Below are 23,979 nucleotides of genomic sequence, written 5' to 3'. Positions count from 1 at the left end.
GGAGGGTGCGGGCCGTTCGCGTGTGACGGGATGGTGCACAACCGCCGGCGGACCTGCCTAGCGGGAGGCGCCGGCGGCCACCGCCGTCGTCCGGCTGCCCAGGTCACGCGCCAGGAACCCGGCGACCCCGATGAGCGCCCCGACGACGCTCACCGCGGTGAACCCGCCCCACGGACCGACGGCATCGATGAGGAGCCCCGCGACCGGCGCTCCGAGCGCGACGCCGGAGGTCAGTGCTGAGCCGTACCAGCCCATCGCCTCGCCCCGCCGGTCCTCCGCCACGAGGTCGGCGACCTTCTCGGAGGCGGCCGAGAGGACGGGTGCGCAGAGCAGGCCGGCCGGGATCGACAACAGGGCCAGCGACAGCGTGGTCTCGGCGAAGCCCATGGGGAGGGTCAGCAGTGCCATGCCCAGCAGGAGGAGCGACGGGGGGATGGGCCGGTGGAGGGCGCCGTAGACGAGGCCCCCGACCACCGACGCGGCGCACCATGCCACGAAGACGAGGCCGAGCTGGCTCTCGTTCCCGGTCTGCTCGAGCGCGGCGACGATACCCACCTCGGATCCCGAGAGGAGGAGCCCGGCACCGGCGGCGGTGATCATCACCATGACCAGGGGCACGGTGATCCAGGGCAGCACCCTCCGCACTCCCCTGCGCAGCATCGAGGCCGAGCGCGGCTCCTGCGGGTCGGCGTTCCCGGCGCCGATGAGGTCCGCTGCGGCCTCGTTGATCCCGGCCGGCGCGGAGGCCGCGACCGTGACGGCGTCGGGCAGCTGGTCGGACCGCGTGGGCGGGTTGAACCACATGAGGAAGAGGCCGGCCGAGGCGGTGGCGATCCCCACCAGCGTCAGCCCGAGCACCGTGGACACCTGGGTGGCCAGGACCACACCCACCGCGGGCCCGGCCATGAAGATGACCTCGGTGGAGATGGCGTCGAGCGTGAAGGCCGTGCGCCGCCGGTCGCCGTCCACGAGGACGCCGAGCGCCTGGCGGATCACGGAGAAGGCGGGCAGGGTGAACAGTCCGCCGACGAGTGCCGCGACGAGCAGCCACTGGTAGGACAGGTGCGGCGCCACCGACCAGATGGCCGCTTCCGCGACGACGGACGGGATGAGCGCGCGGCGCAGTCCCGCGCTGTCGATCCGCCGGCCGCGCCATGGCGCACCGACGGCGATACCGATGGTGACGACGGCGGCGACGGCGCCCGCTTCCGCGTAGCCGCGGTCGAGGGTCTGGACGACGTGCAGTGTGAGCAGCACCCCGGCGGCCGAGTGCGGGAAGCGGGCGATCATCCCGACGAGGAGCAGCCTCCGGACGGAGCGGATGCGCAGCAGGTCCCGGTATACGGCGAAGTTCACTTTTCGTCTTTCTGGCCGACGACCCCGTCAGCGGGTGAGTTTGATGTCGAGCGAGTCGACGCGGTCCACGAAGCCGGTGAGGCCCAGGAGCTTCCCACGGAAGGAGGCGACGGCGTCGCGCACCCCGTCGGCGGACAGGCCCGGGCGGAGCTGGACATCCATCCGGAGTTCGGGGCCCGGCCCCCCACCGGAGGCAATGCTACCGCCGGTCGTGCGCGTCAGCACTCCGCCCGCCGGCCGCAGGCCCACCGCGAGGATGTCCTCCTCCTGACCGGCCGCTTCCTCGACGAGCGACGCCAGGGCCGGGTCCTCGTACGACGGCGTCCAGGGGACCTGCTGGGCCAGGGCCCAGACGGCGGGACGCCGGAGCACGAACGTGAGATCGGCCCCGGGGTCCAGCACCATGAGCTGCGCGTCCTCGGCGGCCGCTGCGAGGGCGGCACGTGACGCGTACGCCGCGACGGGCCGCGCGTCCGGGTGCCACCGGCCCAGGGCCCCGGTCGAGGAGAAGACCGGCAGGGCCTTCCGGCCGTCGGGCGCCGTCAGCGTGACGAGCGCCATCTCGGCCTCCTTGTCGGCGTGCAGCCCGGTGGCGGCCTCCGCCTGGTCGCTGAGCCGGGCGACGATCGGGATGAACACCCTGGCCGTGGTGAGCGCCCCGAACACGGCCCGCTCGGCGTCGCCGGGACTGTCCGCGGGCCGCAGGAGCCCGCTCAGCGCCGCGGCGAGCCCCGCGTCGGCCGCGCCGTCGTCGTCGTCGAAGGCGTGCAGCGGGTTCTCCGGACCGGACAGGTCGCGGCCCGCCCACGGCTGCCCGGCGGAGTCCGCCGTGTTGCCCGCGAGGGCCGCGGCGATGTGGGCGGGGAGTTGCCGGCCGCTCACGCGTCCGAGGCGGGCAGCCCTGCCACGTCCAGGGCCTGCGGCAGGGTGAAGGCCCCGGCGTAGAGGGCCTTGCCGACGATCGCGCCCTCGAGCCCGAGGGGCACGAGGTCGCGGAGGGCAACGATGTCGTCGAGGCTGGAGATCCCGCCCGAGGCGACGACGGGACGTGTGGTCTTCGCGAGGACCTCCCGCAGGAGGGCCAGGTTCGGCCCCTTGAGCGTGCCGTCCTTCGTCACGTCGGTCACGACGTAGCGCGCGCAGCCGGCGTCCTCGAGGCGCTGCAGGACCTCCCACAGGTCGCCGCCCTCCTGGGTCCAGCCGCGCGCCGCGAGCGTGGTCCCGCGGACATCGAGCCCGACGGCGACGGCGTCCCCGTACCGGGCGATCACCCGCTCCGTCCACTCGGGGTTCTCGAGCGCCGCGGTGCCCAGGTTGACGCGCGTCGCTCCCAGTTCCAGGGCCGCCTCCAGCGACGCGTCGTCGCGGATGCCCCCGGAGAGCTCGACCTTGATGTCGAGCTGCTGGACGACACGCTCGAGCAGGTCCTTGTTGGACCCGCGGCCGAAGGCGGCGTCGAGGTCCACGAGGTGCACCCACTCGGCGCCGGCGTCCTGCCACGCGCGGGCCGCGTCCACCGGGTCCCCGTAGCTGGTCTCGCTGCCGGCCTCGCCCTGCACCAGGCGCACGGCCTGGCCGTCGGCGACGTCGACGGCGGGGAGGAGCTCGAGGGTGGGCGTTTCGGTGAGGGGGCTCATGGTCGGCTGACTGCTTTCGTTCGGGCGGCGGGGCCGCGGTGGAGGAGCGGGGTGTGGCAGTGCGGGGCGGGCTAGTCGCCGGGCAGCGTGAACAGGTAGGCGGCCAGGAGCGCCAGACCGGCGAGGGCGAGGAAGGCGATCCACACCCAGCGCGGGAACTCCTGTCCGCGCAGGGAGAAGGCGCCGCCGATGAGGAGTCCGGCGACCCCCATGAGCACGAGGCTCAGCATCGGTTCACCACCGGATCAGCGCAGGCCGTCGATCCAGTTGCGCAGGAGCTGGGCTCCCGCGTCACCGGACTTCTCGGGGTGGAACTGGGTGGCGCTGAGCGGACCGTTCTCGACGGCGGCGATGAACCGGCCGCCGTGGTCGGACCAGGTGACCTGCGGCGGCTTCATGGCGGGCTGGGTGACGTCGAAGGACCAGTCCTGCACGCCGTAGGAGTGCACGAAGTAGAACCGCTCGTCGCCGAGGCCCTCGAACAGGACGGTGTCCTCCGGCGGTTCCACGGTGTTCCAGCCCATGTGGGGCACGACGTCGGCCTTGAGCCGTTCGACGGTGCCGGGCCACTCACCCATGCCGGGCGTGCGCACGCCGTGCTCCACGCCCTCGTCGAAGAGCACCTGCAGGCCCACGCAGATCCCCAGTACGGGGCGGCCGCCGGCGACGCGGCGCCCGATCATCCGCAGGGCATCGACGTCCTTGAGGCCCTGCATGACGGCGGCGAAAGCACCGACGCCGGGGACGAGCAGGCCGTCGGCGTTCAGGACGTCGTCGGGCTTGGCACTGAGGACGACGTCGGCACCCACGTGTTCGAGGGCACGCACCACGGACCGGACGTTGCCGGATCCGTAGTCGAGGACGGTGACGGTGCGCGCGCTCATAGCGCTCCCTTCGTGGAGGGGATTCCCTCGACCCGCGGGTCCGGTTCGACCGCCGCGCGGAGCGCCCGGGCGAGGGCCTTGAACTGGGCCTCGACGATGTGGTGGGGGTCGCGGCCGCCGATGACGGTGATGTGCAGGCAGATCTGGGCGTGCAGGGCGAGCGCCTCGAACACGTGGCGCGTCAGGGAACCCGTGAAGTGCCCGCCGATGAGGTGGTACTCCTGGCCCGCCGGCTCCCCGCCGTGCACGAGGAACGGACGCCCCGAGATGTCGACGACGGCGTTGGCGAGTGCCTCGTCGAGCGGGACGGTGGCCTCGCCGAAGCGCCGGATGCCGGCCTTCGTGCCGAGGGCGATGCGCAGGGCCTCGCCGATCGCGATGGCCGTGTCCTCCACCGTGTGGTGGACGTCGATGTGCGTGTCCCCGGAGGACCTGATGGTCATGTCGATGAGGGAGTGCTTCGACAGGGCGGTGAGCATGTGGTCGAAGAACGGCACCGTGGTGTCGATCGACGACGCCCCGGTACCGTCGAGGTCGATTTCGACGAGGACATCGGACTCGCTCGTGACGCGCTCGATACGGGCCGTACGGCCGCGGGCGGCATCAACTGTCATAGCATCTTCCTTCTGTGCGCGTCATTCTGGCGCGGATCGACGTGGGAGCAGGGCGGGCGGCGCGAACCTCCCGGCGGTCCTGCCCTTCAATTCTAGGTGTTCCCGCCGGGCACACCGGTCACGGGGCCCCGGTGCCGCGGCGCGGGCCGAACCGCTGCTCCGCGGTGAGGGTGGATGCTCCCACGTAGCGGGCCAGCCACTCGTGCAGCGCGGCGGGTTCGCACAGGAGCTCGTCGATGCCCGCCGAGGCGGAGGCCACGTCCACCCATGCGGGTCGGCGCACGCGATGGTTGACCTCGATGCCCTTCCACCGCAGCAGATCCGCCCTGGGATGATCGGCCGGGAAGCCCCGGGGGACGCGTGTCAGCGGTTGAGCCCGTCCGGGACGGATCATCATGCCCTGCCCGGTGACCGCACCGATCGCGGCGACCAGCTCCGGGCCCGAGACGTCGCCGGCCACCGCGGCCCGGAAGCCGGCCAGCTGATCAGCGGCGGGGAACGGCAGGCCGGTGGCCACCAGGAGGCCGATGCTGCTCACGCGGATGAACGCACCCACCCCGTCGGGCCGCTCGGCGACAGCCCCGATGAAGGTCTTGTACGGCGGGCTGTCCGGCCGGAACCTGAGGTCGTTGTGCGGGCGGTAGATCCGCCAGCCGGAGAACGACGTCAGGGCCACACACACCGCGGTGAAGACCGGCCGGATCCCTTCGTCGTACAGCCTGCGCTGGCGAGCCCAGAACTCGCGCGTGTTGTCCGCCTCCATCCGCGCGAAGAACGACTGCGCCTCCTCGAAGATCGGACGATCCATGCGACACATGATGGGCGCTGCACCCGGGCGGCGCATCGCCCGCAGCGGATGGCCCCTGCGGACCCCGGGCCGTGCCCGACCCGAGCGTCGGAGCAGCGGCCCGAGCGTCAGAGCAGCGTCGCCAGCGCCGTCAGGAACGCCGTCGTCTCCTCCTCCGTGCCCGCGGTGACGCGCAGGGATCCCGGGATGCCGACATCACGGATGAGGACCCCTGCCTCCAGGAGGCCCTGCCAGACACGGTGCGGGTCCTCGAGGCCCGAGAAGAAGACGAAGTTCGCATCCGACGGGGCCGGCGTGAGCCCGAGTCCCGCGAGCTCTCGCACGATGCGGTCCCGCTGCAGCTTGATCGCCTCGACGTTCGCCAGCAGCGTGTCCGCGTGGGTGAGGGCGGCGTTCGCGGCCGCCTGGGTGATGGCCGAGAGGTGGTAGGGCAACCGGACGAGCCGCAGCGCATCGGCGATCTCCGGCGCCGCCGCGAGGTAGCCGATCCGGGCACCGGCGAGGGCGAAGGCCTTGCTCATGGTCCGGGAGACGAGCAACCGCGGGCGTCCGGGCAGAAGGGTCAGGGCGCTCTCGGTCCCCTCCTGCGCGAATTCGCCGTAGGCCTCATCAACGATGATGATGGCACGCGCGTCCTCGCCGGCCTCGTAGGCGGCCTCGACGACGTCCAGGCCGAGCGCCGTGCCGGTGGGATTGTTCGGCGAGCAGAGGAAGACGATATTCGCCCCTGATGCGCGGACCGCCCGGGCGGTGTCCTCCGGCGTCATGGCGTAGGCGGCACCGCGGGCGGCGGTGACGTAGCGCGTCCCGGTACCGCTCGCGAGCAGCGGGTACATCGAGTAGGTGGGCGGGAAGCCGATGGCGGTGCGTCCGGGTCCGCCGAACGCCTGGAGGACCTGCTGCAGCACCTCGTTGGAGCCGTTGGCGGCCCACAGCTGATCGGGCGTCAGACCGTGCCCCAGATAGTCGGCGAGATTCTTCCGCAGCTCGGTGAATTCGCGGTCCGGGTAACGATTGAGGCCCCGCGTCGCTTCCGCGACGGCCTCCACGATGGCCGCGTGGACGTCCTCCGGCACGCCGTAGGTGTTCTCGTTGACGTTGAGCAGGATCGGGACGTCCAGCTGCGGAGCGCCGTACGGGTGCAGCCCGACGAGGTCGTCACGCAGGGGGAGGTTTGCTAGGGCTTCAACGGAGGAGGGCACTCTTCGAGTTTAAGGGATGCCGTCTTCCACGGACGAATGGTCCGGCGCACGGTCCCGGTGACCGTCACTCGGTGCGGGTCACGGTCAGTCCGCGGCGGGTCCCGGTCAGTCCGCGGCGGGTACTGCGATGCTCTGTCCTGCCTGCACCACGGAGGTCGGCAGGTCGTTGAGCTCGACGATCTCGGCGACGACGTCCCGGGGATCGCGCTCCGGCGCGTAGCGCACGGCGAGATCCCACAGGGTCTCTCCGGTGACCACACTCACCTCGACGGTGGCCGTGGAGGTCGGCGCCGACTCCCCCGCCTGCGCCTGGGAGGTCAGGAATGCCGCGAGGAGGATCAGGGCCGCGACGCCCAGGGCGATCGGCAGGCCGACCAGCAGCAGGCGCCCTCGCCGCGTGAGCGTCAGGGGACGGTCCGCACTCCGCTGCGTGGAGGTACGGGACGGCATGGAGGTAGCGGGCTCCGGGGAGGAACGGGTCCCGTCAGGCCGGGAGGGGGCTGCGAAGGTCGGGGGCATCGGGGCGATGGTCGACGAGGACGGGTCAAGCATGGAGACGAGCCTGAGGTGGTTCTCGGGGCGAGCGGGCGTCCACAGCGAGCTGCCATGCAGTACGGGTGTAACCATTGCCGTTCCTCTTTCCTTCGAATGCCGTGGCCGGGCAGACCGCCCGGTTCGAACAAACGTTCTAATACGCATCTGCCTATTTCTAGCATCTACGATCGACCCGTGTCGAGACTCGGTCGAACATATGTTTGAAAAGTGATCCCGTCTGTCCTAGCGTGAAGAGATCACAACATCGTCGACGGATGCTGCCCTCCGAGGGCGGTCCCGGGGTCGATGCATCTCACACAACCAGCCGCCTCTGACAAAACGGCTTCCGGCCCACGGAAGCGGTCCGGCGGCGACAGCGGGATCAGCGATCCCAGGCGAAAGGCGCAACAGTGGCGGAATCATCAGCGGCGGCCCGGCAGGAATCGAACACCGCCGACGTCCAGGCAGACGCCGTGCCCATCTCCGCGGGCCGGGGCAGGCCGCGCGGCCGCTCCGTGTCCAAGGGGCTGACCGCCCGGCAGCTGACCATCCTCGAGACGATCCAGCGGTCGATCGCCGACAAGGGGTACCCCCCGTCCATGCGGGAGATCGGCGACACCGTGGGCCTCGCGAGCCTGTCCAGCGTGACCCACCAGCTGGCGCAGCTCGAGCGGCTCGGCTACGTGCGCAGGGATCCGAAGCGACCCCGCGCCATGGAGGTCCTGCTCCCCCTGACCCTGGCTCCGGACACCTCGGGCGCCCAGACCGGTCCGTCCGCGGACGGGAAGCCCGCCGCCGAGCACCGGATCGCCGTCGACACCGCCCTGGTACCGCTCGTGGGGCGCATCGCCGCCGGCGGACCGATCCTCGCGGACCAGGTCGTCGAGGACGTCATGCCCCTGCCCCGCCAGCTCGTCGGCCACGGGGATCTCTTCATGCTCAGGGTCTCGGGGGACTCCATGGTGGATGCCGCCATCTGTGACGGCGACTGGGTGGTGGTCCGCCGGCAGCAGAGCGCCCAGAACGGCGACATCGTGGCGGCACTGCTCGACGAGGAGGCCACCGTGAAGACCTTCCGGCAGCGGGACGGCCATACGTGGCTGCTGCCGCAGAACACGCGCTACGAGCCCATCCTCGGCGACCACGCCAGCATCATGGGCAAGGTCGTCTCGGTGATGCGCGCGCTGTAGCCACGCGCCGCAGCCGGTGTGCTGCGGCCGGCGGGGCGCGTCAGCGCCCCGAGAGCCGCTCCAGGATGCCCGTGACGGTGGCGCGGTCGGTCGTCGCCCAGAAGGGCGGGAGGGCGGCCCGAAGGAAGCCGCCGTACCGGGCGTTGGCGAGCCGGCTGTCCAGGACGGCGACGACGCCCCGGTCCCCTGTCGCCCTGATCAGGCGCCCGGCGCCCTGCGCGAGCCGGACCGCCGCGTGCGTGGCGGACACGCTCATGAAGCCGTTGCCCCCGTTCCGGGCCACCGCCCGGGTGCGGGCGGTCATGAGCGGATCGTCCGGTCGCGGGAAGGGGATGCGGTCGATCACGACCAGTCGGCACGAGGCCCCCGGCACATCGACGCCCTGCCACAGGGACATGGTGCCGAACAGGCAGGTATCCGGTTCGTCCGCGAACTGCGTGACCAGTGCGTTGAGCGAGGACTCCCCCTGGCACAGGATCTCGAAGTCGACCTTCGGACGCAGGGCCTCCGCGGCCTCCTCGGCGGCGCGCTTGGACGAGAACAGTCCCAGCGCACCTCCCCGCGATGCCGTGAGCAGCCCCAGGAGCTCCTCGAGCTGCGCGTCGGAGGTGCCTCGCTCGGGCTTCGGCAGGTCCTTCGCCACGTAGAGCACGCCCTGCCGCGGGTAGTCGAAGGGGCTTCCGACGTCGACGCCGGTCCAGGCGGGCGCACCGGGGCCGCTGAGGCCCAGCGAGCCCGCGACGGGACCGAACTCGGATCCGATCGCGAGGGTCGCGGAGGTCAGGATCACGGTGTGGTCCTCGAACAGTCCCTCCCGCAGCCGCCCGGCGACGGACAGCGGCGCGACGTTCAGCGTCGCGGGTGCACTCTCGTCGGGCTGCACGTAGCCCGAGCCAGGCGTGAAGGTGCTGGGACGCGACGCCCAGACCACCTCGTTGAGCTCGGACGCCGCGAGGATCCGCTCGGCGAGCTCGAAGACCAGCGTGGTGCGGGAACGTGCGACCTGCCGGCCGCCGTCGACGTCGGCTTCGGACTTGCCGTCCGTCTTGGTGTCCGACAGCGCGGCACGCGACGCGTCGCGGACCTGGGCGAGGGCCTGCTCGAGATCCTCCGGGAGGCCCCCCGGCAGGAGGCCCGAGGGAACGAGCTCGGCGGCCGCCTCGAAGGCGTCGGCGGCCGTGTCGAGGGCGCCCGTGGTGATGGAGGCGTGGCGCCGGAGCGCCGCGGCTGCAGCGGTCACCATGGAGGCGGAGAGCTGGCCCGAGACGGCTCCGGTGACGCGGTCGTGGAGTTCGTGTGCCTCGTCGATGACGACGACGTCGTACTCGGGCAGGACGGCAAGCCCTTCGAAGGCGCTGATCGCGAGCATGGCGTGGTTGGTGATGATGATGTCGGCGTCGGCTGCTGCGGCGCGCGCCTTCTCGCTGAAGCACTCCTGGGCCATCGGACAGCGGGCGGCACCGATGCACTCCATGCTGGAGACGGACACCTGGCGCCAGGCGCGGTCGCTCACGCCGGGTACGAGGTCGTCGCGGTCGCCGGTCGCGGTCTCCTCGGCCCACTCACGCAACCGCACCACGTCCCTCCCGAGCGCGGAGGACGGGCCGTCGGTCGCCGGGGCCGGGTGCGGCGCGGCATCCTCGCCGAGGCTGAAGAGGGCGGCGGGCGCGTCCTCCTCCGGGAAGCCGCCGCCGGTCTTGTGGAGGCAGACGTAGTTGGAGCGGCCCTTGAGCAGGGCGACGTCGACGGGGCGCGTGAGCGCGGGCCGCACGGCGTCCAGGAGTCGCGGGAGGTCCCTTCCCACGATCTGCGCCTGGAGGGCGAGCGTGGCCGTGGAGACGATCGAGGGCTTGTCGCTGTCCATCGCGTGGGCGATCAGCGGGACCAGGTACGCGAGCGACTTCCCGGTGCCGGTGCCGGCCTGGACGAGCAGGTGCTCGCCGGAGCGGATGGACTCACTGACCTGCCGGACCATCTCGTGCTGGCCGGAGCGCATCTCCCCGCCCATGGCGCCCACCGCGGCGTCGAGCAGTTCGAGGGCCTGCCGTGCTTCGTCCGAGTGGGGAGCCGCGTCCGGCGCCGCCACGGCGCCGGACCGCGTGCTCTCACTCATGCCGGACGTACGCCTCCAGCTCGGCGGCCAGGCCTTCCCGGACCATCACCTCGAGGCGGGTCCCCTCACCGACGTGCTCCAGACCGAGGATCTCGACGTCCTCCTCGTGGAGGCGGCTGAGGATCTCCCCACGCTCGTACGGCACCATCAGGTCGAGCTTCACGCCGGGGCGGGGGATGTTCGTGCTGATGAGCTGGCGCAGCTCCGTGAGCCCCGCGCCTGTCCGCGCCGAGACGACGACGGACCGCGGTTCGCGCTGCCGCAGCCGCTCGATGACGAACGGATCGGCGGCGTCGGCCTTGTTCAGCACGATGATCTCGGGCACCTTGCGGGCGTCGACCTCCGTCAGCACGGTACGGACCGCGGCGATCTGCCCCTCCGGGTCGGGGTGGGACGCGTCGACGACATGCAGGATGAGGTCGGAGTCGGCGACCTCCTCCAGGGTGGAGCGGAACGCCTCGATGAGCTGGGTGGGCAGCGAGCGGACGAACCCGACCGTATCGGCCAGGGTGTAGCCGATGCCGTCCGGCGTCTCCGCCTTGCGCACCGTCGGATCCAGTGTGGCGAACAGCGCGTTCTCGACGAGGACGCCGGCGTCGGTGAGCCGGTTCAGCAGGGACGACTTGCCGGCATTCGTGTAGCCGGCGATGGCGACGGAGGGCACCTGGTTCCGACGGCGGTTGGAACGCTTGGTCTCCCGCGCGGGCTTCATCCCGGCGATCTCGCGGCGGAGCTTCGCCATGCGGGTGCGGATCTTGCGCCGGTCGAGTTCGATCTTCGTCTCGCCCGGGCCACGCGAGCCCATGCCGGAGCCTGCGCTGCCGACCTGGCCGCCGGCCTGGCGGGACATCGATTCACCCCAGCCGCGGAGGCGCGGGAGCAGGTACTCGAGCTGCGCGAGTTCCACCTGGGCCTTGCCCTCACGGCTCTTGGCGTGCTGCGCGAAGATGTCGAGGATCAGGGCGGTCCGGTCGATCACCTTGACCTTCACGATGTCCTCCAGACCGCGACGCTGCGACGGCGAGAGTTCGCTGTCGACGATCACGGTGTCCGCCCCGGTGGCCTGGACGATCCCCTTCAGCTCCTGGGCCTTGCCCGACCCGAGGAACGTTCCGGGGTCCGGCTTGAGGCGTCGCTGCACGATGCCGTCGAGCACCTCGGAGCCCGCAGTCTCCGCCAGTGCCGCGAGCTCCTGAAGCGAGTTCTCGGCGTCCTGCGCCGTCCCTTCGCTCCATAGGCCGGCGAGGACCACCCGCTCCAGCCTGAGCTGCCGGTATTCGACCTCGGTGACGTCCTCGAGTTCGGTGGACAGTCCCGCGACGCGTCGGAGCGCGCGGCGCTCGGCGAGGTCCTGCTGGTCACCGTCGGCGTCCGACGGCTCCTCGTCCTGGGAGAGGGCCTGTGCCCGTGATCGCCAGGTCTTCTCGATCGGCGCGGAGCTCTCCCCCGGCCCTGATGTCCCCTTCGTCGCCTTGGCCGCCGCAGCTTCGTCGCTGGCGAGGATCCGGTCGATGACGGCTTGGATCTCCTCCGGGCCCATGTCGGCGCCGGTGGAATGTCCGTTGTTCTCGGTCATAGTCTCCCTAGATGAATGTCCTACAATCCTACGGCTGACGCCCCGGCGTGCTCCAGCGAATTCTCCCAGCGCGAAACCCGACCGCGCGGACGGGCCGCCGGCGTGCCACTAGGCTTCTGTCCATGGAGTCTCAGCACTATTTCAGCGCCCAGCCGGCGGGACCGGACACGCGCCGACCGCTCTCCGTCGTCCTGGCCGGCGCGCGCCGGGACCTCGTGACGTCGTCGGGCCTGTTCAGCCCCGACGGCGTCGACAAGGGCACCGCGATCCTGCTCGACGCCGTCCCGGACCCGCAGGGGCGCCGCCTGCTGGACATCGGCTGCGGGTGGGGACCGATCGCCCTCACCATGGCCCTGAAGGCGCCCGACGCGGAGGTCTACGCGGTCGACGTCAACGAGCGGTGCGTCGCACTGACCGCGGAGAACGCCGCCCGCCTCGGACTCGGCAATGTAGCGGCCGGCACCCCCGACGCCGTGGACGGGTCGCTCGTGTTCGACACCATCTGGTCCAATCCGCCCATCCGCATCGGGAAGCAGGAACTGCATGCCCTGCTGCTGCACTGGCTCCCGCGCCTCGCTCCGGACGGCCGCGCCTGGCTGGTGGTGCAGAAGAACCTCGGCGCGGACTCACTGCAGCGCTGGCTGGCCGAGGAACTGCCCGGCGGCTTCACGGTCCGGCGCGCGGAGACGTCCAAGTCCTTCCGCATCATCGAGGTGCACCGGGCCGCCTGAACGTCCCGACCGGCTCATCCCGCTCAGGCGGCGGGAAGGAGCACGCCCTCCGCCACGAGGACGGCCGGGCCGCTGAGCAGCACGTGCTCGCGACCGCCGGGGCCGTCGAAGAAGGTCACCCCGACGACGCCGCCCGGGACGGTCACCTGCCATCGTGCCGGCGCACCCTGGCCGGCCCAGAATCGTGTGGCTGCCGCGGCGGCGCACGCACCGGTGCCGCAGGACTGGGTCTCGCCGACGCCGCGCTCGTGGACGCGCATGCTGAGCCTGCCGACGCCGTCGTCCCCCACCAGCGGATCCGAGGGCACCACGAGTTCCACGTTGGTCCCCTCCGGCGGGACGGGCTGGACCCCCGGAGCCCGATGCAGTTCGGTCTGCTGGAGTTCGGCGGATTCCGCCAGCGCGACGACGGTGTGCGGATTACCCATGCTGACCGACAGCGCCGGGCGGTCGACGTCCAGTCCGCCGATCTCCACGAGGGAGTCCATGCCGCGGGCCACGGCCGCCTCGGGATGGATGAATTCCCACGGACCCATGTCCACCGCGTAGCCGTCGTGCGAGCGGGTCACGCGTTTGACGCCCGCGCGGGTGGCGATGGCGAGCTCGCCGCCCTCGGGCAGCTCGGCCACCGAGGATGCGAGCAGGAAGTGTGCGAAGACGCGCACGCCGTTGCCGCACATCTCGGACACCGAGCCGTCGGCGTTGCGGTAGTCCATGAACCATTCGGCGTCGGGGTCCGTCTGCAGGAGCGCCCGCCCCTCGGGCAGGGCGGACGACCGCACCGCCCTGATGTATCCGTCGGCGCCGATGCCCCGGTGGCGGTCGCAGAGCGAGGCGACGAAGGCGGCGTCGTCCGGCGCCGACGCGTCGGGATCGAGCGTCAGGACGAAGTCGTTGCCGGTCCCGTGGCCCTTGGTGAAGGAGAGGCCGGCGGGCTGTCCGGGATCGGCGGCGAGGGCGCGGTAGTCGGTCACAGTCCTAAGGATAGGTCCCCGTGCGCCCGCACGAGCCCGACCGCGCGGTCGACGAGGCCGGGCGCCTGCCAGTCCGTCCAGGCCACGCGCGGATCCCCCCGGAACCAGGTGAGCTGGCGCCGGGCGAACCGGCGGGTCGCGGCGATGGTGTCCTCGATGGCGTCCTGCTCCGTCATGGCACCGTCCAGTACGCGGAGGAACTGCCCGTACCCGAGGGCGCGCGACGCCGTCCGCCCGTCCCGGAGCCCGGCGGCGGCGAGGCGCTCCACCTCGCGGGCCAGTCCGCTGCGCACCATCGCGTGCACCCGGTCGGCGAGCCGGGCGCGCAGGACGTCCCGGTCGACGGCGAGGCCGATCTGCACGGCGGGCTGGTGGTACTCCCGGCGCGGCATGAAGGCGCTGAAGGGCCGCCCGCTGATCTCGTGCACCTCGAGGGCGCGGACGAGGCGGCGGTCGTCGTCGATGCGTTCGGCGGACGCCGGGTCGACCGCCCGGAGCCGCTCGCGGAACGCCGTGCTCCCGGTGGCGGCGAGCTCCGCCTCGAGCCGGGCCCGGACGCCGGCGTCGGTCGGCGGGAACTCGAGCCGGTCGAGGGCGGCACGGAGGTACAGGCCGGATCCGCCGACGAGGATGGGCACCCGCCCGCGGGCACGGATGTCCCCGATGACGTGGCGGGCATCCTCCTGGTAGGCGGCGACGCTCGCCTCCTGCGTGACGTCGAGGACATCGAGGAGGTGGTGCTCGATGCCCTGCCGCTCCGCCGGGAGCAGCTTGGCCGTGCCGATGTCCATGCCGCGGTAGAACTGGAGGGCGTCGGCGTTGACGATCTCGCCGTCGAGGCGCCGGGCCAGGGCGATGCCGAGCTCGGACTTGCCGGACCCCGTGGGGCCGACGACCGCGACCACGGGAAGGGTCAAGAACGCCCTCCGCGGACCGGCAGGGACGGCATGCCCAGCGAGACCGGCCGCGGGGCACCGTCGGGACCGGCCGTGCCGTCGGACGGGGCAGGAGCGCCGCAGGAGTCGGCCTGGCTCCTGTCCCACGCGTCGCCCGCGCGGGAGCGGCGCACCGCGTACTGTCCCGGGGCAGGGTCGGACAGCAGGTGGAACGACGCCGCCTCGGTGACGGGCAGGGTCACGACGTCGCCCGGTCGGGGCACGGCCGCGCCGTCGGGGACCGAGAAGTGGACGAGCCGCTGGTCCCGTGCCCGCCCGGTGAGCCGGTGCGTCTCGCCGCCCTTGCGGCCCTGCTGGTCGGTGACGAGCACCTCGACGACCGCCCCGACCTGCCGGGCGTTCTCCTCGCGGGCGATGCGGTCCTGCAGCGCGGTCAGCCGTTCGAACCGCTCCTGCACCACGGCCTTGGGCAGCTGGTCGGGCAGGTCCGCCGCGGGCGTGCCGGGACGCTTCGAGTACTGGAAGGTGAAGGCCGTGGCGAAGCGCGACTGCTCGACGACGTCGAGGGTGGCCTGGAAGTCCTCCTCCGTCTCGCCGGGGAAGCCCACGATGATGTCCGTGGAGATGGCGGCGTGGGGCATCCGGTCGCGGACCCGGTCGAGGATGCCGAGGAAGCGGCTGGACCGGTAGGACCGGCGCATCGCCTTGAGGATGCGGTCCGAGCCCGACTGCAGGGGCATGTGCAGCTGCGGCATCACGTTGGGCGTCTCGGCCATCGCGTCGATCACGTCGTCGGTGAACGCTGCCGGGTGGGGGCTCGTGAACCGGACCCGCTCGAGGCCCTCGATCGATCCGCAGGCGCGCAGCAGCTTCGCGAAGGCGCCCCGGTCTCCGAATTCGACGCCGTAGGAGTTCACGTTCTGGCCGAGGAGCGTGACCTCGACGGCGCCGTCCGCCACGAGCGCTTCGATCTCGGCGAGGATCTCCCCCGGCCGGCGGTCGCGCTCCTTGCCCCGCAGGGACGGCACGATGCAGAAGGTGCAGGTGTTGTTGCAGCCGACGGAGATCGACACCCAGCCCGCGTAGACCGACTCGCGCCGCGTCGGCAGGGTCGAGGGGAAGACATCGAGGGATTCGAGGATCTCCAGCTGGGCGTCCTGGTTGTGGCGGGCCCGCTCGAGCAGGGCGGGTAGCGCGCCGATGTTGTGCGTCCCGAAGACGGCGTCCACCCACGGTGCCTTCGTGAGGATGGTCTCTCTGTCCTTCTGGGCGAGGCACCCGCCGACGGCGATCTGCAGGTCCGGCCGGGCCTCCTTGACCGCCTTGAGGATCCCCAGGTTGCCGTACAGCTTGTTATCGGCGTTCTCGCGGACGGCGCAGGTGTTGAAGACGACGACATCCGCCTGGCCGCCCTCCACGCGGGAGAGCCCCGCGCCCTCGAGCAGCCCGGAGATCCGCTCGGAATCATGCACGTTCATCTGGCAGCCGAACGTCCGCACCTCGTAGGTGCGCTGCCCGGGCGTACCGGCCGGGATGCCGTGGGGGGTCTCGTCGAGGGGAACGGGAAGTGTCGTACTCACGTCCTCAAGCGTACGGCTGGCATGCTGGGCCCCCACAATCGCCGTGTCCGCCGGTGCGATCACTCCGCCTCGGCGATGACGCCCTTCACGATCGAGAACGCCGTCCCGGGGCTGTACCCCTTGCGGGCCAGCACCCCGACGAGGCGCCGCACCTCCTTCTCCCGCACGGCACGATCCGAGAGATCGGCGCTGCGGCGGAGCTTGCGCCGCACCACCTCGCGGGCCTGCCCGTCCTCGTCCTCGTCGGAGAGCTGCAGCAGGGCGTCCTCCGCCAGCTCGGCGTCGATGCCCTTGTCCGCGAGCTCGCGCCGCAGCGAGGACCGGGAGAGCGACTTGGCGGCGGTGCGGGTCCGCACCCACATCCGGGCGAACTCGGCGTCATCGATGAGCTGCACCTCCTCGAACCGGTCGAGGAGGGCTGCGGCGATCGGCGGCGGCACCTCCCGCTCGGCGAGCTTGCGGTCGAGCTGATGACGGCTCCGCGCGCCCAGCGACAGTTGGCGGAGCAGGACGGAGCGGGCCAGCGACGTCCACTGCTCGTCGCTCCTGACGGGAGCGTCATCCCCGTCAGGAGCGGTATCACCCGTATCACCGGTGGTGCCGCCGGTCCGACCTGCCGCCGCAGCACGGTTCCCGCCCCGCGCTCCCGCGGACGGGGACCGGTCACCGCCGCGCGCCCCCCGACGACTGCCGTCTCCGCCGCCCGTCCCGGGGGCCTCCGCGGCCTCGGAAACCTCGTCGGCATCGGCCGAGGCGCCGACGACCGGCGCGAACGGATCGTCGAAGGACGCCCGGCCTGCCGAGCCCCGGCGGCTCCGGGCACGCGGCGCTCCCCTCCCCTGCGTCGATGTCGCCCTGCCGAAGGAGGAGGACGCCGACCGCGACGGCTTCTGGCGCGTGGAGCGGGACCGGGGAGGCGGCTCGGACTCGTCCGGGTCAGCTGCACTGTCCGAGCCGAACAGGCCGTAGGAGATCCCCCATCCGGCCGCTTCCGGCCCGGTCCCCGATGCCACTGCGCCTACTCGCTGCTGACGGCCTTGAGCTTCGGTACGTCCGTCTCCTCCGGCTGCACTCCGATGCCCAGCTTGACCCTGATCTTCTGCTCGAGCTCGTCAGCCAGGCCCGGGTTGTCCTTCAGGAACTTCCGGGCGTTCTCCTTGCCCTGCCCCAGCTGGTCGCCGTCGTAGGTGAACCAGGCGCCGGACTTCTTGACCAGCCCGTTCTCCACACCGACATCGATGAGTCCACCCTCGCGGGAGATGCCGTAGCCGTACAGGATGTCGAACTCTGCCTGCTTGAAGGGCGGGGCCATCTTGTTCTTGACGATCTTGGCGCGCGTCCTGTTGCCGACCGGGTTGACGCCTTCCTTCAGCGTCTCGATGCGTCGCACGTCGATCCGGACCGACGCGTAGAACTTCAGCGCCTTGCCGCCCGTGGTGGTCTCGGGGCTTCCGAAGAACACACCGATCTTCTCGCGGAGCTGGTTGATGAAGATGGCCGTGGTCTTGGTCTGGGCGAGCCGTCCGGTGATCTTCCGGAGGGCCTGGCTCATCAGCCGGGCCTGCAGGCCGACGTGGCTGTCGCCCATCTCGCCCTCGATCTCGGCGCGGGGCACGAGTGCGGCGACGGAGTCGATGACGACGATGTCGATCGAGCCGGACCCGATGAGCATGTCCATGATCTCGAGCGCCTGCTCGCCGGTGTCCGGCTGTGAGACGAGGAGCGCGTCCGTGTCGACGCCCAGCCTCTTCGCGTACTCGGGATCCAGGGCGTGCTCGGCATCGATGAACGCCGCGATCCCTCCGTTGCGCTGGGCGCTGGCCACGGCGTGGAGGGCGACGGTGGTCTTACCCGACGACTCGGGACCGTAGATCTCCACGACCCTGCCACGCGGCAGGCCGCCGATGCCGAGGGCCGCATCCAGAGCGATGGAGCTCGTGGAGATGGTCTCGATGGGTGCCCTGGTCTCGTCGCCGAGACGCATGATCGAACCCTTGCCGTACTGCTTGTCGATCTGGGCGAGAGCTGCTTCTAGGGCTTTCTCGCGGTCTGGAGCGGCCATTCTTCACCTCGGTTGTTCATGGCCAACTGGCCTGTGTGTACGTGTTCGATTCGACTGTAAGGGCTCCCACCGACAGTTCGGGGCGGGGCCGTCGCCATGTGCATAACAGCGCTCGGGCCGTTCCACCATCATATCCCCGTCCGAACAGATATTCGATTATCCGTCGTTCCTCCGAGTGTCTCCCTTGGCGCCGGCCGCCGGCGTCAGCGCGGCCTGACGTCGCGGCCGAGCCAACGGCTCCTCGGCACGTCCTGCGCCCGGCACACGGCTTCCCAGACCGTCTTCGGATCGGCTCCCGCGCCCAGCGCCTCGGACGCCGTCCTGTCACCCAGCTGGTCCACGACGAGGTCCCGAGCGAGGGTCCGCGAGTACCGCTCCCCGAACTCGTCGTCCATCAACCGCCAGAAGTCGCTCAACCGCATGCACTGTCCCTTGTTCTCGTCGTGGGCCGATCAGCCATTCCACCTCTCCTACCATTCTGGGTCCTCGGCGCGGAGGTCGGCACCCACTGCCGGGGTCGGAATCACCTCGAGTGGATGACCCGCGGGCGGAATTCGCTGCCCGAGCGAGGAAACAGGCGGCAGGGCATGGTGATTCCGCCGGTGCGCCCTAGAATGGCCCCATGAACGCGAAGCCGAGCATCACCGACCCCGGCGCAGGCCGTACGGGCTACCCCGGGGAGGATGCCGACACCGACGCGGCGATCGAAGCCCTGGAGCAGCAGCTGAGCATGCTGTGGCGGCGCGCCCGCTCGAACTCCTACAAGGTGGCGCGTCGGGTGCACCCCGACATGGAACCGGCGGCGTACGGACTCCTCGTGATCCTGCAGCGCGAGGGCTCCATGCGTCTCACCGACATCGCTGCGAGCGTGGGAGTGGGCAAGCCCTCCGTCAGTCGGCAGATCGCGATGCTGGAGCAGCTGGGCCTGGTCAGGAAGGAAGCGGATCCGCTCGACGGCCGGGCGCAGTCGATCTCGCTGACGGACGCCGGCACGCGGCAGCTCGTGGCGGCGCAGACGGCCCGCAAGCAGGCCTTCCACCAGCTCATGGAGGACTGGGACGTGGAGGACCTCACGCGGCTGGGCACGCTCATCGCCCAGTTGAACAACACCTACACCCGGGACAACTGGTAGCAGACAGCAGGAAGGCCCGTCCCCTCGGTCGTGCCGGGGACGGGCCTTCCTCTTGTCGGCCGGCTAGCGGTTCGTGGCCGCCAGTCCCCGACGGAAGTCGTCGTTCAGTTCGTCCGTGAGGTCGTCCCCGAACTCGCGGGAGAACTCCTGGGGGATGGTGTCCGGGATGGACACGCCTTCTGCTTCTGCCAGGCGGTCGCTGACTTCCCGCAGCATCGAGGAGAGCGGCACCTCGAGTGCACTGCAGATTGATGAGAGGAGTTCGGACGATGCTTCCTTCTGTCCACGCTCGACCTCGCTGAGGTATCCGAGGGAGACCCTCGCACTGTGCGACACCTCGCGCAGGGTGCGGCCTTGGCGCTGGCGGACGTCGCGCAGGACGTCGCCGATCTCATGGCGGAGAACCACCAGTTTGCGCTCCTTGGGCCTGCGTTGTGCATCATCCGCCAACCCCACATCACGCCAACGGACCACGCCGTTTACGGATACGGGCTGCTTTACCATCTGGATCGCCTTGCTCCCTCATAATGCGGCGGCGCCCGATGGACGTCCGCCCCGTGATGATGACCTGCCCGTTCTGCTTGAGCCTGAGTCGCCAACCTTATCAACGGCCGACATGGTTTATAACTACCCCCGGCGATTGTTTGTTCCCCCGATCAGGGCCTCGAGGAGCTCGACGAGCACCGCGTCACGGGAAGCGGACCTGATCGCGTCGCGGTCTCCGACGAAGTGATGCTCGAACGTCGCCGTGCCCGACGGGGTGGAGATCGCCGTGAACACGGTCCCCACGGGCTTCCCGTCGTGCGCCGAGGGTCCCGCGACGCCGGTCGTGGCGACCCCGATGTCCGCGGAGAACGCGGCCCTCGCGCCGTCGGCCATCGCCGCTGCGACGCGCGGGTCGACGGCCCCCGCGCTCGAAAGAAGTCCGGCGTCGACGTCCAGAAGGTTCTGCTTGACAGAGTTCTGATAGGCGATTACCCCGCCCTGCAGCACCGCGGAGGCACCCGGGACGTCGGCGAGCGAGGCGGCGACCATGCCGGCCGTCAGGGACTCGGCCGTGGCCACCGTGAGGCCGCGGCGCGTGGCCTGGTCGACGACGTCGGCGGCCGGTCCCGTGCCGGTCACGAGCGGGCGGCGGCCCGGAGCCGGATGGCCTGGACCACGTAGTCGACGCCGGTCACCACCGTGATCACGACGGCGGCCGCCATGACCGCGGCGGCGGGCCACCAGGCCCAGTCGCCGGCGATGGACTGCAGCGGGATGAGGAACAGCAGGATGGCGACGGTCTGGACGACGGTCTTCAGCTTGCCCCCGCGCGAGGCCGGCATGACCCCGTACCGGATCACCGCGAACCGCAGGAGCGTGATCCCGATCTCGCGGACCAGGATGACGATGGTGACCCACCACCAGAGTTCGCCCAGGACGGACAGCATCACGAGGGCCGAGCCGATGAGCAGCTTGTCGGCGATCGGGTCGGCGATCTTGCCGAAGTCCGTGATGAGGCCCCGGCTGCGGGCGAGGTCGCCGTCGAGCTTGTCGGTGTAGATCGCCACCGCGAAGACCAGGACGGCGAGCCAGCGGAACAGCCCGTCGCGGCCGTCGTCGAGCAGGAGGAACCAGACGAAGAACGGCACCATGAGGATGCGGACGACCGTGAGGACGTTCGCGATGTTCAGGACCGGCACGGCCGGGCTCGGGGAGCTAGTCACACTCTCAGGCTACCTGCCGGTGAGGTTCCAGGCGTCGGTGTCCTCGCCGTCGTCGCCGTCACCGGAGCCCCCCGGCGCGTCCGCGCCGTCGTGGTAGTCGACGGCCTGCGCCCGGGCGGCGAGATCGTCCGCGACGAGGTCGATCGGCGCCTGGGCCCGCGGCTGGGGCGGTGTCGGGCCGGAGGGCTCGTCGCCGCGCATGGCGGCCAGCACGGGCGCGAGGTCGTCGGGCTTGACCAGCACGTCGCGGGCCTTCGATCCCTCGGACGGCCCCACCACCCCGCGCGACTCGAGGAGGTCCATGAGGCGACCCGCCTTCGCGAACCCGACACGGAGCTTGCGCTGCAGCATCGACGTGGACCCGAACTGTGTGGTGACCACGAGTTCGGTGGCCTGGAGCAGGACCTCGAGGTCGTCCCCGATGTCGTCGTCGATCTGCTTCTTGGGCGCGTCTACCGCGACGTCCTCGCGGTAGACGGCCTGCAGCTGTCCCTTCACGTGCTCGACGACGCGGTGGATCTCCGACTCGGTCACCCAGGCGCCCTGCACGCGCATGGGCTTGGACGCTCCCATGGGCAGGAACAGCGCGTCGCCCTGGCCGATCAGCTTCTCGGCGCCCGGCTGGTCCAGCACCACGCGCGAGTCGGTGACCGAGGAGGTGGCGAAGGCCATGCGGGACGGGACGTTCGCCTTGATCAGGCCGGTGACGACGTCGACCGACGGCCGCTGCGTGGCGAGGACGAGGTGGATGCCGGCGGCGCGCGCCAGCTGGGTGATGCGGACGATCGAGTCCTCGACGTCGCGCGGGGCGACCATCATCAGGTCGGCGAGCTCGTCCACGATGACCAGCAGGTACGGGTAGGGGCGTACCACGCGCTTGGACCCCTCGGGGGGCACGACCTTCCCGTTCCGGACGGCCTTGTTGAAGTCGTCGATGTGCTTGTAGCCGTAGTTCGCCAGGTCGTCGTAGCGCGTGTCCATCTCGCGGACCACCCACTGCAGCGCCTCGGCGGCCTTCTTGGGACTCGTGATGATCGGCGTGATGAGGTGGGGCACGCCCTCGTACGCCGTGAGCTCCACGCGCTTCGGGTCCACCATGACCATGCGCACCTCGTCCGGCGTGGAGCGCATGAGGATCGAGGTGATCATGGAGTTCACGAACGAGGACTTGCCCGCGCCCGTGGCTCCGGCCACGAGCAGGTGGGGCATCTTCGCGAGGTTGGCGACGACGAACCCGCCCTCGACGTCCTTGCCCACGCCCATCACCATGGGGTGGTCCGTCTTGCGGGCGTTGCCGGAGCGCAGCACGTCCCCGAGGGAGACCGTCTCGCGGTCCGTGTTCGGGATCTCGATGCCGATGGCCGACTTGCCGGGGATGGGCGAGAGGATGCGCACGTCCGAGCTGGCGACGGCGTAGGAGATGTTCTTCGACAGCGCGGTCACCCGCTCCACCTTGGTCCCCGGCGCCAGCTCGATCTCGTAGCGCGTCACGGTCGGGCCGCGGGAGAACCCGGTCACCTTCGCGTCCACGTTGAACTGGTCCATGGTGTGGGTCAGGGCGGCGACGACGGCGTCGTTGGCTTCCGAGCGCTCCTTCGGCGGTGTGCCGGCCGGCAGGTAGTCCGACGGCGGCAGGGTGTAGGCGACGTCGCCGGCGAGCTGCAGCTGCTCGGTGCGCTGCGGGATGGGCGTGGGCGGGACCTGCGGCTGGACCGGTGTCGACGGGACGATCAGCGCCTTCGCGGCGGGGACGACGTCGATGGCCTCGGTGGCACCCTCCGGTTCACGCCCGGGCGCGGGCTCCGTCGTGCCGATACCCTGCGACCGCTTGAGCTCCTCCGCGGCGAGTTCCTGCCGCGTGGGGCGGCGGACGCCGGGCGGGACGGCGGCCTCGGCCTCGCGGGCGCGGCGCTCCTCGTCCTCGATGACGGCACGCTCGAACGCCTCGTCGCCGACGTAGCCCTCGCCGTCGTCGTGCTGGTCGTGGTCGTTCCCGGACGCCTCGGACGTGTCCTTGCCGAACAGGCGCTTGCGGCGCTTCGGCTCGGGCTTCGCGGTGGCGCCGTGGGTCTCGTAGAGGTAGCTCTGGTCGTGGCCGTCGTCGCGCCGGGCGGCGGCGTCGGGGTCCTGGCCCATCAGGTGCTCGTACAGGGTGCGTAGCCGGGCGGGGATGTGGCGGAAGGGCGTGGCCGTGACGATCAGCAGGCCGAGGAAGATCGCCGCCGCGAGCAGGATGCCCACGGGCCAGGCCGTGAGGACGCTGCTGAGCGGCCCTGCGACGAGGAACCCTGCGACACCGCCGGCGCGCCAGAGGGCGTCGAGGCCGTCGGAGAGGCCGGGCCGGCCACCGACGAGGTGGGCGATGCCGGAGCCGGCGAAGAGGATGACGAGCTGGCCGATGGCGATGCGGTTGTTGGCCCGGTGCCGCTCGGGGTACCGGAACAGGCGGACGGCGCCGATGCCGAGCAGAAAGGGGACGAGCAGGGCCATCCAGCCGAAGGTGCCGCCGGCGGCCGCGTGCACGATGTCGGCGGCGGTGCCGCCGAGGGCCCACCATTCGACGGCGGCGACGGCGAGGGCCAGCAGGAGGAGGAAGAAGCCGGAGCCGTCCCGGCGGAGCTCACGGTCCGGGTTGACGTCGTGGCCGAAGGTGCGGACGCCCGAGCCGATGACGCGGGCGGTGCCCATCCAGACCGCCCGGACGGCCCGCAGCGGGAGGGCGAGCTGGTCCTCGTCCCGGGGGTCGGGCGTCACCGGGGCCTGCCGGGCCTTGGCCGGGGCGCGGCCGGTCCCCTTGCCGGGCGGCTTGGCCGGCGCCTTGGTCCGGGGGGACCCCGCGACGGCGGACGCTCCCTTGCTGCGGGTCTGGTGCTGGCCCCGCGGGGCAGGGGACGTTCGAGTGGCCATGCCCATCACGGTACCGGACCACTCCCCTGATCCGTCGAATTCCCGCGCGCTGGCGGGCTCCCGGGACCTGCCGC

The 23,979-nt window shown here is 71.3% G+C and carries 24 protein-coding genes; 3 read left to right on the top strand and 21 right to left on the bottom strand.

The annotated features are described in order from the left end of the window. Positions 1-57: 57 nt before the first annotated feature. The 9 genes from MWM45_RS06140 to MWM45_RS06100 form a co-directional block, all read right to left on the bottom strand. Complete coding sequence (locus MWM45_RS06140) at positions 58-1,356, bottom strand: MFS transporter (protein ID WP_247828681.1); 1,299 nt, start codon at positions 1,354-1,356, stop codon at positions 58-60. Positions 1,357-1,383: 27 nt separating this feature from the next. Beyond that, positions 1,384-2,238 carry an SseB family protein gene (locus tag MWM45_RS06135; protein WP_247828680.1) on the bottom strand — a complete coding sequence of 285 codons (855 nt, stop codon included), beginning with the start codon at positions 2,236-2,238 and terminating at the stop codon, positions 1,384-1,386. After that, positions 2,235-2,993, bottom strand: a complete 759-nt coding sequence (gene priA, locus MWM45_RS06130; RefSeq protein WP_247828679.1) for a bifunctional 1-(5-phosphoribosyl)-5-((5-phosphoribosylamino)methylideneamino)imidazole-4-carboxamide isomerase/phosphoribosylanthranilate isomerase PriA — start codon at positions 2,991-2,993, stop codon at positions 2,235-2,237. Before priA ends, MWM45_RS06135 begins: the two co-directional genes overlap by 4 nt. A gap of 71 nt (positions 2,994-3,064) precedes the next feature. Next, the gene (locus MWM45_RS06125) at positions 3,065-3,223 is read right to left on the bottom strand and encodes a hypothetical protein (protein ID WP_167398985.1); all 159 of its coding nucleotides are present in this window, start codon (positions 3,221-3,223) and stop codon (positions 3,065-3,067) included. A 15-nt stretch (positions 3,224-3,238) separates the two neighbouring features. Beyond that, positions 3,239-3,877, bottom strand: a complete 639-nt coding sequence (hisH, locus tag MWM45_RS06120) for an imidazole glycerol phosphate synthase subunit HisH (protein WP_043447561.1) — start codon at positions 3,875-3,877, stop codon at positions 3,239-3,241. Further along, positions 3,874-4,491, bottom strand: coding sequence for an imidazoleglycerol-phosphate dehydratase HisB (gene hisB / locus MWM45_RS06115; RefSeq protein ID WP_247828678.1), 618 nt, complete (start codon positions 4,489-4,491; stop codon positions 3,874-3,876). The genes hisH and hisB overlap by 4 nt, the downstream gene beginning before the upstream one ends. 118 nt (positions 4,492-4,609) lie before the next feature. Continuing rightward, positions 4,610-5,299 (bottom strand): DUF2461 family protein, encoded by a 690-nt coding sequence (locus MWM45_RS06110; protein WP_247828677.1) that lies wholly within the window; start codon positions 5,297-5,299, stop codon positions 4,610-4,612. 107 nt (positions 5,300-5,406) lie between these two features. Further along, entirely contained in the window at positions 5,407-6,501 is a 1,095-nt protein-coding gene (locus tag MWM45_RS06105) for a histidinol-phosphate transaminase (RefSeq protein WP_247828676.1), read from the bottom strand. A 105-nt stretch (positions 6,502-6,606) separates the two neighbouring features. Then, positions 6,607-7,128, bottom strand: a complete 522-nt coding sequence (locus tag MWM45_RS06100) for a LysM peptidoglycan-binding domain-containing protein (protein ID WP_247828675.1) — start codon at positions 7,126-7,128, stop codon at positions 6,607-6,609. Positions 7,129-7,508: 380 nt separating this feature from the next. On the opposite strand from MWM45_RS06100, the gene lexA reads away from it, so the two are divergent. Then, the gene (lexA, locus tag MWM45_RS06095; RefSeq protein ID WP_043447556.1) at positions 7,509-8,225 is read left to right on the top strand and encodes a transcriptional repressor LexA; all 717 of its coding nucleotides are present in this window, start codon (positions 7,509-7,511) and stop codon (positions 8,223-8,225) included. A 40-nt stretch (positions 8,226-8,265) separates the two neighbouring features. On the opposite strand, the gene MWM45_RS06090 is transcribed toward lexA, so the two are convergent. Both MWM45_RS06090 and hflX read right to left on the bottom strand, forming a co-directional pair. Then, positions 8,266-10,338, bottom strand: a complete 2,073-nt coding sequence (locus tag MWM45_RS06090) for an ATP-dependent DNA helicase (RefSeq protein ID WP_272496060.1) — start codon at positions 10,336-10,338, stop codon at positions 8,266-8,268. Next, positions 10,331-11,914, bottom strand: a complete 1,584-nt coding sequence (gene hflX / locus MWM45_RS06085; protein ID WP_043447555.1) for a GTPase HflX — start codon at positions 11,912-11,914, stop codon at positions 10,331-10,333. The genes MWM45_RS06090 and hflX overlap by 8 nt, the downstream gene beginning before the upstream one ends. A gap of 122 nt (positions 11,915-12,036) precedes the next feature. Between hflX and MWM45_RS06080 the strand changes: the two genes are divergently transcribed. Then, complete coding sequence (locus tag MWM45_RS06080; protein WP_247828674.1) at positions 12,037-12,645, top strand: class I SAM-dependent methyltransferase; 609 nt, start codon at positions 12,037-12,039, stop codon at positions 12,643-12,645. Positions 12,646-12,668: 23 nt separating this feature from the next. Here MWM45_RS06080 and dapF read toward each other — a convergent pair whose 3' ends face one another. The 6 genes from dapF to MWM45_RS06050 all read right to left on the bottom strand — a co-directional run bounded on the left by dapF (position 12,669) and on the right by MWM45_RS06050 (position 18,579). After that, positions 12,669-13,619, bottom strand: a complete 951-nt coding sequence (dapF, locus tag MWM45_RS06075) for a diaminopimelate epimerase (RefSeq protein ID WP_247828673.1) — start codon at positions 13,617-13,619, stop codon at positions 12,669-12,671. Then, complete coding sequence (miaA, locus tag MWM45_RS06070; protein ID WP_247828672.1) at positions 13,616-14,536, bottom strand: tRNA (adenosine(37)-N6)-dimethylallyltransferase MiaA; 921 nt, start codon at positions 14,534-14,536, stop codon at positions 13,616-13,618. Before miaA ends, dapF begins: the two co-directional genes overlap by 4 nt. Next, positions 14,533-16,095 (bottom strand): tRNA (N6-isopentenyl adenosine(37)-C2)-methylthiotransferase MiaB, encoded by a 1,563-nt coding sequence (miaB, locus tag MWM45_RS06065; protein ID WP_418909741.1) that lies wholly within the window; start codon positions 16,093-16,095, stop codon positions 14,533-14,535. The genes miaA and miaB overlap by 4 nt, the downstream gene beginning before the upstream one ends. Before the next feature lie 59 nt (positions 16,096-16,154). Then, positions 16,155-17,108, bottom strand: a complete 954-nt coding sequence (locus MWM45_RS06060) for a regulatory protein RecX (protein ID WP_247828671.1) — start codon at positions 17,106-17,108, stop codon at positions 16,155-16,157. A gap of 5 nt (positions 17,109-17,113) precedes the next feature. Continuing rightward, positions 17,114-18,157 carry a recombinase RecA gene (gene recA, locus MWM45_RS06055; RefSeq protein WP_043447550.1) on the bottom strand — a complete coding sequence of 348 codons (1,044 nt, stop codon included), beginning with the start codon at positions 18,155-18,157 and terminating at the stop codon, positions 17,114-17,116. A 203-nt stretch (positions 18,158-18,360) separates the two neighbouring features. Further along, on the bottom strand, positions 18,361-18,579 hold the full coding sequence (locus MWM45_RS06050; protein WP_043447548.1) for a DUF3046 domain-containing protein: 219 nt from the start codon (positions 18,577-18,579) through the stop codon (positions 18,361-18,363). Positions 18,580-18,779: 200 nt separating this feature from the next. On the opposite strand from MWM45_RS06050, the gene MWM45_RS06045 reads away from it, so the two are divergent. Beyond that, on the top strand, positions 18,780-19,289 hold the full coding sequence (locus MWM45_RS06045; RefSeq protein ID WP_052274503.1) for a MarR family winged helix-turn-helix transcriptional regulator: 510 nt from the start codon (positions 18,780-18,782) through the stop codon (positions 19,287-19,289). A 63-nt stretch (positions 19,290-19,352) separates the two neighbouring features. Here the strand turns inward: MWM45_RS06045 and MWM45_RS06040 are convergent, their stop codons facing one another. From MWM45_RS06040 to MWM45_RS06025, 4 genes are all read right to left on the bottom strand, one after another. Then, positions 19,353-19,793, bottom strand: coding sequence for a helix-turn-helix domain-containing protein (locus tag MWM45_RS06040; protein WP_043447546.1), 441 nt, complete (start codon positions 19,791-19,793; stop codon positions 19,353-19,355). A gap of 123 nt (positions 19,794-19,916) precedes the next feature. After that, positions 19,917-20,414: a CinA family protein gene (locus MWM45_RS06035; protein WP_247828670.1), complete on the bottom strand. Its 498-nt coding sequence runs from the start codon at positions 20,412-20,414 to the stop codon at positions 19,917-19,919. Continuing rightward, complete coding sequence (gene pgsA / locus MWM45_RS06030; protein WP_043447543.1) at positions 20,411-20,998, bottom strand: CDP-diacylglycerol--glycerol-3-phosphate 3-phosphatidyltransferase; 588 nt, start codon at positions 20,996-20,998, stop codon at positions 20,411-20,413. Before pgsA ends, MWM45_RS06035 begins: the two co-directional genes overlap by 4 nt. Before the next feature lie 9 nt (positions 20,999-21,007). Continuing rightward, positions 21,008-23,905, bottom strand: coding sequence for an FtsK/SpoIIIE family DNA translocase (locus tag MWM45_RS06025; protein WP_247828669.1), 2,898 nt, complete (start codon positions 23,903-23,905; stop codon positions 21,008-21,010). Between the last annotated feature and the right edge of the window lie 74 nt (positions 23,906-23,979).

This window comes from Arthrobacter antioxidans (assembly GCF_023100725.1).
Taxonomy (GTDB): domain Bacteria; phylum Actinomycetota; class Actinomycetes; order Actinomycetales; family Micrococcaceae; genus Arthrobacter_D; species Arthrobacter_D antioxidans.
This window is presented reverse-complemented; position numbering and strand designations above follow the sequence as displayed.